14 protein-coding genes are annotated in these 14488 nt (G+C 40.6%); 5 read left to right on the top strand and 9 right to left on the bottom strand.

Annotated features, from left to right (window positions below; genetic code table 11):
• The first annotated feature begins 20 nt into the window (after positions 1 to 20).
• From ACGHEH_RS06755 to ACGHEH_RS06745, 3 genes are read left to right on the top strand one after another with little or no spacing between them, the layout of a single operon-like run.
• Complete coding sequence (locus ACGHEH_RS06755) at positions 21 to 1268, top strand: efflux RND transporter periplasmic adaptor subunit (RefSeq protein ID WP_390443202.1); 1248 nt, start codon at positions 21 to 23, stop codon at positions 1266 to 1268.
• Positions 1269 to 1313: 45 nt separating this feature from the next.
• Positions 1314 to 2003 (top strand): ABC transporter ATP-binding protein, encoded by a 690-nt coding sequence (locus tag ACGHEH_RS06750; protein ID WP_390443200.1) that lies wholly within the window; start codon positions 1314 to 1316, stop codon positions 2001 to 2003.
• On the top strand, positions 1996 to 4419 hold the full coding sequence (locus ACGHEH_RS06745; protein WP_390443198.1) for an ABC transporter permease: 2424 nt from the start codon (positions 1996 to 1998) through the stop codon (positions 4417 to 4419). Before ACGHEH_RS06750 ends, ACGHEH_RS06745 begins: the two co-directional genes overlap by 8 nt.
• 124 nt (positions 4420 to 4543) lie before the next feature.
• Here the strand turns inward: ACGHEH_RS06745 and ACGHEH_RS06740 are convergent, their stop codons facing one another.
• Together ACGHEH_RS06740 and ACGHEH_RS06735 are read right to left on the bottom strand one after the other, a co-directional pair.
• Positions 4544 to 6094: a Calx-beta domain-containing protein gene (locus ACGHEH_RS06740; RefSeq protein ID WP_390443195.1), complete on the bottom strand. Its 1551-nt coding sequence runs from the start codon at positions 6092 to 6094 to the stop codon at positions 4544 to 4546.
• 309 nt (positions 6095 to 6403) lie between these two features.
• Positions 6404 to 6901: a M23 family metallopeptidase gene (locus ACGHEH_RS06735; protein WP_390444159.1), complete on the bottom strand. Its 498-nt coding sequence runs from the start codon at positions 6899 to 6901 to the stop codon at positions 6404 to 6406.
• A 223-nt stretch (positions 6902 to 7124) separates the two neighbouring features.
• Here ACGHEH_RS06735 and ACGHEH_RS06730 point away from each other — a divergent pair, with 223 nt between their 5' ends.
• Positions 7125 to 7187 carry a hypothetical protein gene (locus ACGHEH_RS06730; RefSeq protein ID WP_390444157.1) on the top strand — a complete coding sequence of 21 codons (63 nt, stop codon included), beginning with the start codon at positions 7125 to 7127 and terminating at the stop codon, positions 7185 to 7187.
• A gap of 803 nt (positions 7188 to 7990) precedes the next feature.
• Here the strand turns inward: ACGHEH_RS06730 and ACGHEH_RS06725 are convergent.
• The 6 genes from ACGHEH_RS06725 to ACGHEH_RS06700 form a co-directional block, all read right to left on the bottom strand.
• Positions 7991 to 8167, bottom strand: a complete 177-nt coding sequence (locus ACGHEH_RS06725; RefSeq protein WP_390443192.1) for a hypothetical protein — start codon at positions 8165 to 8167, stop codon at positions 7991 to 7993.
• Positions 8148 to 8681 (bottom strand): hypothetical protein, encoded by a 534-nt coding sequence (locus tag ACGHEH_RS06720; RefSeq protein WP_390443189.1) that lies wholly within the window; start codon positions 8679 to 8681, stop codon positions 8148 to 8150. The genes ACGHEH_RS06725 and ACGHEH_RS06720 overlap by 20 nt, the downstream gene beginning before the upstream one ends.
• Positions 8682 to 8936 carry a helix-turn-helix transcriptional regulator gene (locus ACGHEH_RS06715; protein WP_138479151.1) on the bottom strand — a complete coding sequence of 85 codons (255 nt, stop codon included), beginning with the start codon at positions 8934 to 8936 and terminating at the stop codon, positions 8682 to 8684. It abuts the gene before it with no gap.
• 651 nt (positions 8937 to 9587) lie between these two features.
• Positions 9588 to 10310, bottom strand: a complete 723-nt coding sequence (locus ACGHEH_RS06710; RefSeq protein ID WP_390443186.1) for a helix-turn-helix domain-containing protein — start codon at positions 10308 to 10310, stop codon at positions 9588 to 9590.
• Between the two features lie 56 nt (positions 10311 to 10366).
• Positions 10367 to 10723, bottom strand: coding sequence for a hypothetical protein (locus ACGHEH_RS06705; protein ID WP_390443184.1), 357 nt, complete (start codon positions 10721 to 10723; stop codon positions 10367 to 10369).
• 142 nt (positions 10724 to 10865) lie between these two features.
• Positions 10866 to 11012, bottom strand: coding sequence for a hypothetical protein (locus ACGHEH_RS06700; protein ID WP_390443181.1), 147 nt, complete (start codon positions 11010 to 11012; stop codon positions 10866 to 10868).
• A gap of 58 nt (positions 11013 to 11070) precedes the next feature.
• On the opposite strand from ACGHEH_RS06700, the gene ACGHEH_RS06695 reads away from it, so the two are divergent.
• Positions 11071 to 13566 carry a trypsin-like serine protease gene (locus ACGHEH_RS06695; protein WP_390443178.1) on the top strand — a complete coding sequence of 832 codons (2496 nt, stop codon included), beginning with the start codon at positions 11071 to 11073 and terminating at the stop codon, positions 13564 to 13566.
• A 70-nt stretch (positions 13567 to 13636) separates the two neighbouring features.
• Here the strand turns inward: ACGHEH_RS06695 and ACGHEH_RS06690 are convergent, their stop codons facing one another.
• Positions 13637 to 14437, bottom strand: a complete 801-nt coding sequence (locus ACGHEH_RS06690) for a DUF2145 domain-containing protein (RefSeq protein ID WP_390443176.1) — start codon at positions 14435 to 14437, stop codon at positions 13637 to 13639.
• Positions 14438 to 14488 lie beyond the last annotated feature (51 nt).

Raw genomic sequence — 14488 nt, 5'->3', positions numbered from 1 at the left:
AAACGATTAGGATGTTAGAAATGGATAAAGTGATCAGCAAAAAACGCACATTTAAAGCAGGGTGGTTGGCATTCCCTGCAATTGCCATCGCGTATTTTTTAATAAGCAATACCGCGAATAGCAGCGGCAGTCGTTATAACCTAGACATGGACAAAATAAAGGTAAGTACAGTCACTCGTGGTGAATTCACCGATATGATCCCACTACGTGGCAATATCACCCCGAGCAAATCAGTGTATTTAGACGCCATTGAGGGGGGCCGTGTAGAGCAGCGCTTTGTAGAAGAAGGCGCCATGGTTAAAAAGGGTGATAAGATTTTAGCTTTGAGTAACACAGGCTTGCAGCTTGATGTTATCTCTCGTGAAGCACAAATTTCTGAGCAGTTAAATAACCTACACAATACCCGTTTAGCCATCGACCAAAACCGTTTAAATCTAAAGCGTAACTTATTAGAGCTGGATTTCGAGATCAAACAAAGCGAGCGCAAATTAAAACAGCACAAAAAGCTGGTGGCGAACAACCTAGTATCGCAAGACGAATTAAAAGCAGTTATCGACCTCACACAATATTTAAAAGATCGTCGTACATTGGTAATTGAACAACAAGAGCAAGATGAGCTTATTCGTACCGCCCAAATTGCTCAGCTTGAAGACAGTGTTGCACAGCTTAATAAGAACTTAAGCTTCGCCCGTAAGAACCTTGAAAACCTAGTGATCAAAGCACCGATTGACGGTCAGCTAACCGCATTTAATGCTGAGCTGGGTGAGTCAAAGTCGCGTGGTTCACGCTTAGGTCAGGTTGATATTGTCGGTGAGTACAAGGTCAGCGCGTTAATTGATGAGTTTTATCTGGGCCGTGTATTTGCTGGTCAAACCGCAAAAATCACCCACCAAGGTAAAGATTACACACTAACACTGGCAAAAGTGTATGCCGAGGTAAGCAATGGCCGTTTTGAAGTCGATTTAACCTTTAACGATGCCTTACCCGAGCGTATTCGTCGCGGCCAAACTCTGCAGATGGAATTGCTACTTGCCGATGCAAAACCAGCCAAGATGATCCCAAATGGCGGCTTCTTCCTCGATACAGCTGGTAAGTGGGTGTTTGTAATCGAGCAAGGTAGTGATGTTGCAGTTCGTAAACAAGTTCGCTTAGGCCAGCGCAATAACAAATTCATTGAAGTGTTAGAGGGATTAAACGAGGGCGACAGAGTCATTACCTCAAGCTATAGCACTTTTATCGATATGCAGACTTTAAAGCTGACGCAGTAAACGTGCGTCACCAATTAAAAATTAAAAAGAATTAGGACTAAACAGATGATCAACTTAACCAACATTAGCAAAATATTCCGCACAGAATCAGTCGAAACACATGCGCTTGATAGCGTCTCGCTGCACGTAGAACGTGGTGAATTTGTGGCCATTATGGGTCAGTCAGGCTCGGGTAAATCAACGCTACTGAATATCGTCGGCATGCTCGATCATATCGATCAAGGAGAATACATTTTCGATGGTAAAGACATCAGTTGCTTCACCGAAAATAAGCTGGCCGACATTCGAAAAGACAACATTGGCTTTATCTTCCAAAGTTTTAACTTAATTGATGAATTAACTGTTTTTGAAAACGTTGAGCTGCCATTGGTTTACCAAGGCATAGCGAAAAAAGAGCGTGAGCAGCGCGTATTGGCGATTTTAGAAAAGGTCGACATTGCGCACCGTAAAGATCACTATCCGCAGCAACTTTCGGGTGGTCAGCAGCAAAGGGTCGCAGTTGGCCGCGCTATTGTTGCTGAACCAAAAATGCTACTGGCCGATGAGCCAACAGGTAACTTGGACTCTAAAAACGGTGAAGAGGTCATGAAGTTACTTGCGCAATTAAATCGTGAAGGCGTAACCATTGTGATGGTTACTCACTCAGATCACCATGCCAATTACGCACACCGCGTTATCAATGTATTAGACGGTCATATCGTGTCACAAAATATGCAGGAGGTGCGTTGTGCTTAATAACTATTTGATCATTGCCTATCGCAATCTGTTAAAACAAAAACTTTACTCAGGTATTAATATTCTTGGCTTAGCAATTGGCTTGGCGATTTGTATAAGCATGGCAATCTTTGTTGAATCTGAGTTAGGTTACGATAAACACATTAAAGGCCACGAAAACATTTACCGTACGTCATTAAAAATGACAGTGCCAGGCTCGCCTGCGCAGCATTTTGCACAAGGCTCGGTTTATAACGCTGAACGTTTTTCGGCAAACTTTGATGAGATCCAAGAAGCAACGCGACTACGTGAAATCGGTGCTACTTTAGGGTTTGGTAATACACATTTTAGTGATGATGGCATTAATCTAGCCGATGCCAATGTGATCGATTTTTTCTCTTTAGAAATGTTACAAGGCGATGCACAAACAGCCCTTGCTGCTCCAAATTCTGTGGTGCTGACAGAATCTGCGGCACAGCGTTACTTCTCAAGCACTAATGTGATGGGCGAAACCCTAATGTTGGCTAATCGCATTAGTTTAAAAGTCACAGGAGTAATTAAAGACTTACCAACGCGTACTCACTTAGATATTTCAGCGCTAATTAGTATGGGTACTGCCCCTGAGTTTTTACAAAACCCAAATTGGGATCAAAACCCAAGCTTTAACTATCTGACTTATTTTCAGCTTGCGCCGAATACAGATATCAAAGCCCTTGAAGCTGGCTTTCCTGATTTCTTAGAAAACCATGTTGGGGAAGGGGTGAGTGATGCGCTGAATTATACGCTTATTAACATCACTGATATTTATCTCAACTCTAAATTCTATGGTGAAATGAAAGAAAATGGCGACATCAATATCGTCTATTCATTCAGTATTATTGCCGCGCTTATTCTACTGATTGCGTGTGTGAACTTTATGAACCTGTCTACTGCAACGGCGACTAAACGCGCAAAAGAAGTCGGGGTACGTAAAACCCTAGGCGCGAAGAAGCACAGCTTAGTTACTCAGTTTATGGTTGAAGCTATTATGCTTTGTTATATTGCTTTATTCATCGCCATTGCACTGGTTGAGGCGACCTTGCCTATCTTCGCAGATTTTATTGGCAAAGAGCTGGTATTTAACTACTTCGATTTAAGCACATTAGCTATTTTGCTATCTTTGGGTTTATTTGTCGGGTTGATCTCAGGTGCGTATCCTGCGTTTTACTTAAGTGCTTTCAAACCCGCAAAGGTGCTGAAAGGTGAAGTGACGCAAGGTAAAGCCGGCGCGTTACTGCGTAAAGGTCTTGTAGTTTTTCAGTTCAGTGTGGCTATCATCTTGATTGTGGCGACCGTGGTTGCAAGCTTACAGTTAAGTTATGCGCGCAACATCGACCTAGGTTATGACAAGTCGAATACCTTTGTACTGCGTGGTTTATATACCACAGAAGCCAGCCCACAGCGCGATGCCATTAAAACGCAACTATTGGCGAATCCAAATATTAGCAGCGTAACTAAAACATCACGCTTCCCAACTGGCTCTCTAACAGATGCTATGGGCTTAATTCACCCTGCAACGAAAGAGATGCAGCTTATGCCTGTACTGGCAGTCGATGAAGATTATTTCTCGTCTTACAATATTAAGTTACTGAGTGGCCGAGGGTTCAGCCGTGATTTTACTGCAGATGCAATTTCTCGACCTTCAGAAGAAAACCCAAACCCTGAGTTTAGTGTGGTCATTAATAGCGTAGCCGCAAAAACATTGGGTTATGCCCCAGAAGAGGCAGTAGGTAAGCAATTTAAAGTGTTATTCACTCGCACTTCTGAAGGCACAGCGACCATTGTGGGTGTAACTGAAGACTATTATTTCTCGTCTTTAAAAACAGAAGTGGCACCGACCTACCATTTGCTTAACCATAACAATGGTTACAACATGTCGATTAAGTACACGGGCGACACCGCACAAGTACGCGACTATATTGAGCAAACATGGCGCAAGTTTGTACCTGAGCAGCCGATTGCATTGGACTACTTAGACGATAGATTCAACCAAATGTATCAGCAAGAAGATAGAGAATTCATTGTATTTAACCTGTTCTCATTACTGGCTATTTTCATTGCATGTTTAGGGTTGTTTGGTCTGGCATCGTTCACCACACAACGCCGCACAAAAGAGATTGGTATTCGTAAGGTACTAGGCGCATCGGTGTTAGATATTGTTATCTTAATCAATAAAGAGTTCTCAAAGCAGGTGTTGATCGCCAACATCATTGCTTGGCCTGCCGCTTACTTCATTATGCAAGAGTGGTTAAACAGCTTTGTGTATCGTATTGATTTATCAATATTGCCATTTGCGGTTGCAACGACTTTGGCCTTTGTGATTGCGTGGGTAACGGTAGGCTCTTTATCAGCTATTGCAGCAAAAGAGCGACCAATCACAGCATTACGATATGAATAGGGTATATCAAGATCTATTAAACTTCGATTAAGCCAGATAGTGATAACTGGCTTTAGCTCTCAGCAAAAAAATGGCTTCTCTCCAGAAGCCATTTTGCTTTTGCACTACTTGTGGGGGAGTCGCTTTACCAGCAACCGTTTGCGCAGTTTACATTGTGATGATTGTGAATTTGAGATTTATGACCAGTATGAACGTTTACTGTCACACCGTTATACGTCAGTGTTGCCCAAGCTACCGTGCCATTGTTCATCCACCAAGTACTTTGACTGTCTCCTGCATAAGCAAAGCTGCCAGACAGTGTTTTCGTTGCTATTTTTTGACTACTGATATAAAAATTAACAACAGTGCCTGCGGGCGCATTTGGAAAATACCCTTTAATGCCTCTAATACGCTGGCCGTGACAGCAACCATCTGAGCCTTCCCAGTTGACTTGACCATTTTTAGCGGCATTTTGTAATTGTTCAGCGGTATTCGGGTCATTTTCTATAATGGTTGCTATTTGCTGTGCACTCCCTGTCGCATGCTCTGCAGCAGAAACATGTACTGTGAATTGTTTATTTCCTTCGTATACCGAGTTATCAATGGTTGGGATCTGGATACGATAACTGGTTTCACCGGCTGCAATCGTGACGGTTTGATCTGGGTAGGTGTAATCATTATTCGGTGTCGTGATTGGGGTCGTTGAAACATCAATTTTAACGTCTTGCCCTGTTGCTCTATCAAGCGTGACTTCAAACTCTAACGTGCCACCTTCATTCACCGAAGCTGTAATTGCAGAAAGAGAAATTTCAGGTTGTGTGAGAGGTTGGCATAATGGTGTTTCAGGGCAACCTATACTGTCAGTGTTATCAACGGCTAAATCATTTAGCTGTGCAGGCAGCGTTGCCATTTTACATGCCTCTCCCGTATAAGGTTGAACTTGGTAGAGGTCGGTTTTATTTAGACTGCCATAATCATTGGTTTTATCTCGGCTAACAATCAAAGCACCTGCGCCATTAAATACCGCCCCTGTTAAAGTTGGGATAGAATGAGAGGAAAGCTTATTTAATGTTAGTGACTCAAGGTTAACGGTAAAAATGGCAGAGTTAGTAACCAAATATAATTGCCCTTGATTAAAAGCCAGATCGCCTCGCCACATTTCACTGTCTTCTGTGTAGCCTGAGAGTGTGCCAAGTAAAGTTGTCGCGCCAGTATGAGGGTCTATGCTGTATAACTTATTGAAGTAAGAGCCAACTAGCAAGCCGGTATTCTCATTATAAGCTAAACGGTACATAGGTTTACTTTTCGCCAGAGAAGTATGTGTTTTGGTTGTCATATCTACATAGGCAATCCGGGTGTATTTGTGCCGACTGGCCGAAATAGGTAGAGACTTCAACTCTGTGCTATTTAAATCAACGCCAAATAAATCAAGCTGATACTCATGCGCTCTAGGCGCACTGATATAGTACAAGCGATTTAAATCGCTGGCATAAGTCAATGCCGCAGAGCTAAAGAGTGCTTTGGAATGAATAAATGTGTCACCACTATACTCATTTACATCAAAAACTAAGCCGACTTCTCCTCGACCTGCATTTATACCATAGAGTTTGCCAGTACAAGCTGCCGAGTAAACTTGCGCAGATATGAAGCAACATAAGCCGATCAGCAAGGTGCCTAAATGGTGGGGTTTTAACATAGCTTACCTCTCTAGAGATTAGATGAGTTTTGGCCAGTCCTTGAAAGAGTGTTTTATTTTTGAGCTATTAGTAATCCATAAAAAGAGTAAAAAGTAAACATTAAATTTACAATTAATAGTTAAAAGGTTGTGGTTTTTTGGTTTTTTGTGTGCTTTTAGCAATTTACTTTTCGATGTGTCGTAGTAGCTGAGTATGTGAAAACACAGAGGGGGGAGATGGTGTGAGCGTGATTATATATCGAGGGCTCAGGTTATTCTGCCCTCGATTTTCTAAAGTCTCGTCATTTATGATTGAGTTAGACGGTGCGATTACTCGGCAATGTGCGTATCGCTTTTACGAATGGCGGCATACCTTTGATTTACCCCTTGAATATGCGTTTTAAATGCCACTAAATCATTGCCTTTCAACTGAATATTACTTGGTTGTTTCATGGTTAATGGGTTGATTGCTCTGCCATTTTTATGCACCTCATAGTGTAAGTGACGGGTTGTAGACATACCGGTATTACCTAAGTAACCAATGATTTGCCCTTGTTTTACACTCGCGCCTTTTTTAATGCCTTTTGCGAACCCTTTTAAATGTGCATACAAGGTGCGATAGCCACTATGATGCTCTAATAAGACACGATAACCGAAGCTTTTGCTGTAATTGGCTTTGAGTACTTTGCCTTTACCTGCCGCCATAATAGGTGTACCAGTTGGTGCACTGAAATCAATGCCTTTGTGTTGGCGAGTGTAGCCTAATACAGGGTGTTTTCGTTTACCAAAAGACGATGAAAGTCGCGCGCCATTGAGCGGTGTTTTCATTAAAAAGTTTTGTGCCAGTTTCCCATCTGCAAAGTAATAGGCGTCTTCAAACTGGTAGAGCTGGTAGACGTCTTTGTTGTTCACAAATTCTATGGCAACAAGTTTTTGTGGAGCACTAAACTTTTCAAATAAATGTGCGTCTTGCTGCACCCTTGATTGGCTAAAGTTTAATGTGATCTTATCGCCAGTTCTGATCTCACGTTGAAAGTCGACAAAATGAGACATGGCTAAAATCGCACTGTTGATCACATTGGCAGGGATCTCTGCCTTACTCGCTGCTTTATAAAGGCTTTGACTGATCTCAAATGATTTACTGAAGCGACGCTGTCTCACTTCTATTGAAATAGGCGACAACTGCCAAGTGTGATCAATTAATGTGGCTTCAATTAATTCACCATAGCTGGTGGCAAAGCGAAGGTGCTTTTGTTCTTTTACTGTGTCAGTGTCTGCGGTGTCGTTGCTGTTTATGTCGGCATCAGTCATTGTTTCAGCAGCCATAACTGGCGCATTTACTACATGCGTGACAACATCGAACTGAGTGCCAGATTTAATTTTCTTAAAATCAAAATGAGGCTTTATGTCGCGGGCTAGCGCATAAATTTGCGATAAACTGAATCCGGCTTCTTTTAAAACATGGGTAATGGTTTGGCCGCGTTTTAAAGTATACGTTGTGACTTGAGGCGGAGTTTCAAGCGGCTCAGGCTCAGCGATAATCTCTGCTGGTAATTCAGTATTGGCAGCATGTTTGTGGCTGTCAGTGACAGCTGTATCAGCGCTTTTTTGCGCTGAAAGAGGAGCATTAGGTTGTGTTGCTTGTTCATTATTGTCATTGCAGCCAACTAGAAATGCGCTTAACAATAACAGTCTTTTTAAAGCCATATTACTTCCTTGAAACATCGCTGTTGAACGAATGTATTTTCATTTTATTTTTATAGTTAGATTTTTTTATCAGTTCAGGCATTCTAATTGCGCAGGGTGCACGTCAGCTGAACGGGTTATTTAGTGTAGGGATTTTTTGGAGGGAATAAAACAAATAAACCCTGAAAATCAGGGTTTATTTAGGTGGTTGAGTTAATTAGTGAAGACTAATTAACCTTCGTCAGGTTCGGCAGGTAAAGTCGCTGGTTGGTAGCTACCGTCGGTGTTGGTTGATTGTTCTGTTTTTTCATCACCGCGAGGAGGATCTTTAGGTGGAGAAATACCGCCACCTATACCACCAATACCAGCAGTAACCCGTTCCAAATCTTTAAGCTTTAGTCGCTGCATAATTTAATCCTTTGAATCTAAAAGAAAGTGATAGAATAGCTAAAGTTGCTAATATGTGTAGTATCAGCTGAAGTTTTGCTAATATATAGTTCTTAAAATACATTACATCAATTAAGAAGCTTTTATACAAGAAAACTTCTACATAACTTATAGCATGGCCTACTACAGATATTAAACATAGGAGCATTATTGCAGCTTCTTGCGGGCTAAATTTTAGTTTAGTAGCTTCATAAAAAAACTTATTACCTGTTCTATTGAAAATTTCTTGCGCTATTTTTTTTCTGAACAAAATAGGGAATATGTATAAAAAATTAAAGAAAATAGCCCATGCATAATAATGGGTTGTCCAGTGAATAGCGTATGTTTGAGTATACTCCTCAAGACATGCAACGGTCAGACTTAGAATTAGTAGCCATCTAGCGCCTATGTTGCTCCAATTATGAATCAATGCAAAAGTTGCGATAAGAAAAGGTAGGTAATTTATAAGATCTAAATATTCTGATAATGCGTCCATTTAATCTCTCCTTAAAAACGAAAAATAAGAATCTAGGTCAACACCAAAAATGAATAACACATCTAAAAGTTGCGTCATCGTCATTTCACTTTTGCCAGACTCCCAATTACTTATCGTAGATTGATCAACATTGGATATCATTTTTTTAGCCAATTGCGCTTGTGACATACCTTTACTTTGCCGCATTTGCCGTAGTGAACGTTGCACATGAAGCTTAAAGCTTTCTGCACTTCGCTTTCTTTCGATTTCCTTCATTCAACCCCTATCCGTGTTTTAACAAATTAATAGATAAAAACCGGAATAGGCTATCATGAGATTATTCATTTGTATATATTTTGTTAAATACCGTGCAAAATACACCTTACGGAGTAAGGTTCTTTTGCGCAACCATAAGTCAGCCATTTTAGCTGTAGTTGAGGTTACAGAAGTTGTGTGAGAAGCAAAGTTACTTTTGCGCAACCATAAATTAGCCATTTTAGCTGTAGTTGAGGTATTTTAAATTAGCCTTCAATTTCACTTCTTGTCGCGTTGGCGACGGCAACCAAAGGGCGGCTGAGTCATTCAATTTGAAATTGCTACGAAATTCTTCCCTGAAGCATCAGCCTGTCGGCATCCATGCCTCCACTTCCTCGCGCTGCGATGCTTCGCATCGTTCACTCGTCACCCATCCATGGACTAACTCAGCCTTGCAGCGCATCCATGCGCTGACATTACTCATCAATTGCTTACTTTCAGGCGATATAGAAGGGGTAGGGGAGTTGTCTGTAGGTTTTATGCATAGATATAAGCAAAATTTGAGTCTGATAGTTTTTTGTAGTTCGGCATCAATGACAACATTTAACACAAAGGCGCTAGTTCACTTTCCTATATTCACTGGGCGTTTGCCCTGTTGCTTGTTTAAACGCCTTATAAAGACGAACGGGCGTTAAACCCCACCTCGAGTGCAATGTCGAGCACCGTATCTTTATTAGCGATGATTTTGGGTTTGGCAGCTTCAATACGCCATTGATTTACATAATCAAAAAAATTAACACCCAAGGTTTCATTTAAGGTTTGTGATAAATAATTGGGTGAAATGCTCAGGTGAGCGGCGAGTTTGTGTAGTGTTAAGCTCGGGTCTAAATACAGGTGCTGCTCTTGCATCGCGGTATTTATCTTCTCGGCAATGCGGCTGGCTTGTTCTGAGTTCAGTGCCGAGCGTTGATACTTTTTAGGTGCATCAAGTGTGCGTTGGGTATTTAAAGGCTCAGATGCTGTCGCTTCAAGAGCGTGTTGTTTTGCGCTAAGTTTATCCTCTAATAGAAAGCCTTGTGTATCTGTTTCATTAAAGGTGGTTAAAACAGGTTTTTGCTGTAAACCAAAGTGAGCCAAACTCCATAACAAACACAGAGTGATAAAAGCCTCGGTTCTGGCACTGAATAATAACGCGTTAAACAGACTTGATGAAAACACGCTGACAAGAGACAGCAACCAAAAGCTGATTGCACAATACATCAGCCAGTTAAACCATTTTAAGTCATGGTGTTCATTATTTGAGAAGAAATCCTTTAAGCGCTTTCGATAATCTTTCAAGCGTTTCGCGATTAAAAAAAGCGTAAAAACGCACTGAGCAAGCCAAAACAACATCATGATTAATAAGCTAATAATAATTGTTTTGGCAAGTGGAGTAGAGACGGTTCTATCATTTATAAAAATAACATCATACCTGAAACCAAGACTGCCGGAGCAACTAAAGCGTAATGCAAAGCATGTTTTCTTTGCCAAATAAACGTTTGCTGGGCTGTTATGCCTTTTATATAAAACCACAATGAAGGGCAAAGCAAGAATAACGTCGGAAACGCCACAACAGTATAAATGTGGTACCACTGGGGTAGCGATTGCAAGACAATGTTGTTCATTGCGAGCACCCCACAGCCAAACAAAAATAGTGCTAAGTACAAATAAGACGTATGTTTTTTTGCACGCGCAAGCAGCAGTGGCACACTTAAGCAAATCTGGCCCACAATCAGTAAGGTTAAAAACACCACAATGGGGTCGGTCACAGTCTATTCCTTTATTTCATTCCATTTATTTTCAGCACTATTAGACATTTAAAAAGTGTCCGTGCTTTTAGTCTCGGACGACACTCACTCTTTTAGCCAATACAATTCTAAATGCGCATTTTAAGCGACTAACTTTCACAGGTTATGGCATGAAGAAATCGGCTTCAACATTGGTCTTAATACGCGTCATGTTGACGGTTTGGTAAATCGCAGTATTGCTCGCTTTAGGGGGCACTAAACAGTATTGAAATTGGCTATTAAATATTGAAAGTTGAAGTAACTCCATCATAGACAAATAGTTATTTTTTTATACAATACGCCATGAAATTAACAAAACAGGAACAAAAATGAACAATAATCTAAAGGGAATGCTTCTTCTAGCGACGATTACTGCGCCATTTACGAGTTACGCAAGTGATAAAGCAGCACCTATAAAATCTCAAAAAGCTGTTACTCATTTGTCTAAGCCTCGTATCGTAGGCGGGCAAGAGACTACTCCATTTGCATATCCATTTATGGGGAGTCTCCATTATAACGGTGGCCATTTTTGCGGTTTGTCATTCATTGGTGGCAATAAAGTACTCACAGCAAGTCATTGTATTGAGGGAATGCGTGCGGAAGATTTTACTGTTAAATTCGAAGGTCATGACCTGACCGATGAATCGCAGTGGGAAACCTACAACGTGGTTTCTATGTCGATGCATGAACAATATAGTGTTGATTACGTTTATAACAATGACGTAGCTGTATTAGAGCTTGACCGTCCAGTTCAAAATATCACACCTATTAAACTGGCAGATCAAGAAGTTCGTAATAGCCTAGTCGCTGGCGATAATTTAAAAGTTATGGGATGGGGAAGACTGAGTTTTGGTGGCGAAACACCTACAAGATTACAAGAAGTCAATGTGCCTTATGTCACAAATGAAGTGTGTAACAATACTGAGCACTACAACGGACAAATATCTAATACTATGATTTGTGCCGGTTTGGCAGAGGGCGGCAAAGACTCATGTCAAGGCGACAGTGGTGGACCACTAATTGTACAAAAGAATAATGAATGGTTTCAGGTTGGTGTAGTAAGCTGGGGTGACGGATGTGCTCTGCCTAATAAACCAGGCGTTTATGCAGATGTAGAGTCATTATTTTTCTGGATACAGTCAAAGGCTTTTGATTTTGGTCTTGGTCAAAATGAGACTCACTCTTACATTACAGATGAGTCATCAATGGCTATTAAAGGCACGTTCAAAAATACTTTAGAAATGCCTTTATCTATCGCTGACTTTAGTGTTTCAAGTGATAAAGAAGGTTATCAGTTTTCTGAAGAAAACTGTTCAAACTCAGTGATTGAGTCTGGCTTAGAATGTCAATTTGAAGTGATGACTCCGGATAACTCTAAAACAGGTCAATATACTATTAATGCCCATATTACTTCACCATCTGAAGTAATCAATAATGTTACTTTTGGTTATACAAGGCTGTTTAATTTTGATCAAAATGTGAATGAGTTGATGGCAACCTTTTCAGGTATAAAGTGGTCAACAGGTGGCAACGAAAACTGGTTCGTAGATATGACATCTGAACAGCCAACTCTTGTAAGTGGTGATATTTCAGATTCTGATGAAACCCCAGAAATTACTGAACAATCGCAGAAGTCTATTTTGATGATTGAGGCTGATAGTACCCACATTACATCTATTGGCTTTGACTATCTGATTTCAAGTGAAGAAAGATACGACTTTGTTGAAATCTTCCATAATGAAGAAAAGGTTTTATCTGATAGTGGCGAACCAGGAGAGTACAGACCATTTAGTGTAGATTTAGTAGATGGTTTGAATCAAATTAGAGTTGAATATATAAAAGACTACTCTGTCTCTACTGGGCAAGACAGTGTCACTTTAAAAAATATCCAAGCAACGTTTGTAAACTTAGAGCCAAGCATTATATTGGATCAATCTGAAGTAAGTGTTCGAAGTGAAACCGAGTTTAGCATTGATGCAAGCGAAACATTTGATCCTGAGGGAGACAATTTAACTTTTGCATGGGTTGACTTTGGTGAACCTGAAAATGTTCTTAGTACGCAAAGCAGTTTAGCAATGATTGCTGGAAAGGTGAGTGAAGATACAACCAAGATTTATCAAGTTACCGTAACAGATGAATATGGTGCTTCTGCCTCGTCATTCGTTAAAGTAAATATAGCTAAAAACCATGCTCCTCAAATTACGTTAGCTGAAGAAGTTATTACGGTTCGAAGTGAATTAGAATTTACCTTAGATGCTAGTCAAACAACGGACAAAGAAAATGATAGCATTTCTTATTCTTGGGTAAGAATAGCATCAGAAAATCAGCTAGTAAGTGAGGAAAGTACAGTAAAACTTAGTGCTGACAAAGTAGCTCAAGATTTAGTTGTAGTATATCAGCTTACTGCAACAGACCAATTTGGCGCGTCCTCAACTGCACTAGTAAAAGTTAATGTAATCAAAAATAATGCCCCTCAATTCACACTTACTAGCAGTGAGTCAAGTGTTGATGAAGGAGAGTCACTCAGCATTAATGTAGTAGGTGCAGAAGACCCAGATGGCGATAACATTACTATTAGTTGGGAACAAACTTCGGGTGAATCAGTAGCATTGCCTAGTAATGAAAGCCAATTTAGTTTTACGGCGCCTGATGTTGATGAAACCAGCACTTTAGTTTTTGTAGTGACTGCCACAGACGAATTTGGCCTGTCTCATTCTGAAACCGTGAGTGTTGAAGTCAAAAACAAAGACAGTGGCGGTTCATTTGGCATATTTGGCTTAATTATGCTTGCTTTTGCATTAAGAGGAAGACGTATTAAAAGCTAAGTGATGCAAACAGCTAGCTTACTTTAAATAAAATATGGCCTTAATCTTTAAGGCCATATTTGTGTAATTTCTACAGAAGTTGTCTTATATTCTTCTCTTCATAAACCACTGCTTCTTTCATCAATCCAAACTCTTGTAAATACCGAGCAATGCTCGTAAAGCTGGTCGTTTGAATCTTTCGTTCATGGTCGTCGGTGCTCACACCTTTAGCAAACCAGTTTCCTAATGCGAGTTTAAAGCGGCTCACTTTCACAGATTGTGGCTTAAAGTAGGCTTCGGTATTGGCTTTAATACGCGTTATGTCATCGGTTTCGTATATTGCAGCATTGATCACATTCAGCGTGTGCTCTGTACAGTTTTGAAATTGGTTGTTAAACGGGTTGGCGATTAACGAGTAATTTGGGTTATGTAGTGCTTTGTTTTTACCTGATGCGATGGCTTCAATTAAACGAAGTTGCAAGTCAGGTGAGGGAATGATAATACCGGCTTTTAGACTTTCTACGCCCCAGAAAAAATCGACAGGATAGTCAGTCATTAACACACTTTTTGCTGGGTTATCGGCATTTTGATAGAGATTATAAATGGCATAACCTTTGGCTTTTTCGCCATTCTCTAAAGAGATCTGAGAATAAACAGCAATAGCAGTGTGAGTGAATTGAAAGCCGCGAGGTAAGTCTTTTTCTGGTTGACCTAAACGCGCAATAATGAATGCACGCGCACCTTGTTTCGCGGCGTACTTTTCGACGGATTTGGCAAAGCTTGCGACTTCTTCGGCTGCAAATTTAGATTCGCTGTTTTGCTGGCTGCCTGCAAAGGTGTTTAGAGAAAGCAATAGAGCAAATGTGAAAATGAGAGATTTAAAGTAGCGCATAATGTGCTCCTTGATTAAAGCCGTAAAGGGGCTTTACAGCTTTTGGTAGGT

Origin of the sequence: Pseudoalteromonas sp. MTN2-4 (genome assembly GCF_042848605.1) — a bacterium.
In the GTDB taxonomy this organism is placed as follows: Bacteria; Pseudomonadota; Gammaproteobacteria; order Enterobacterales; family Alteromonadaceae; genus Pseudoalteromonas.
This window is presented reverse-complemented; position numbering and strand designations above follow the sequence as displayed.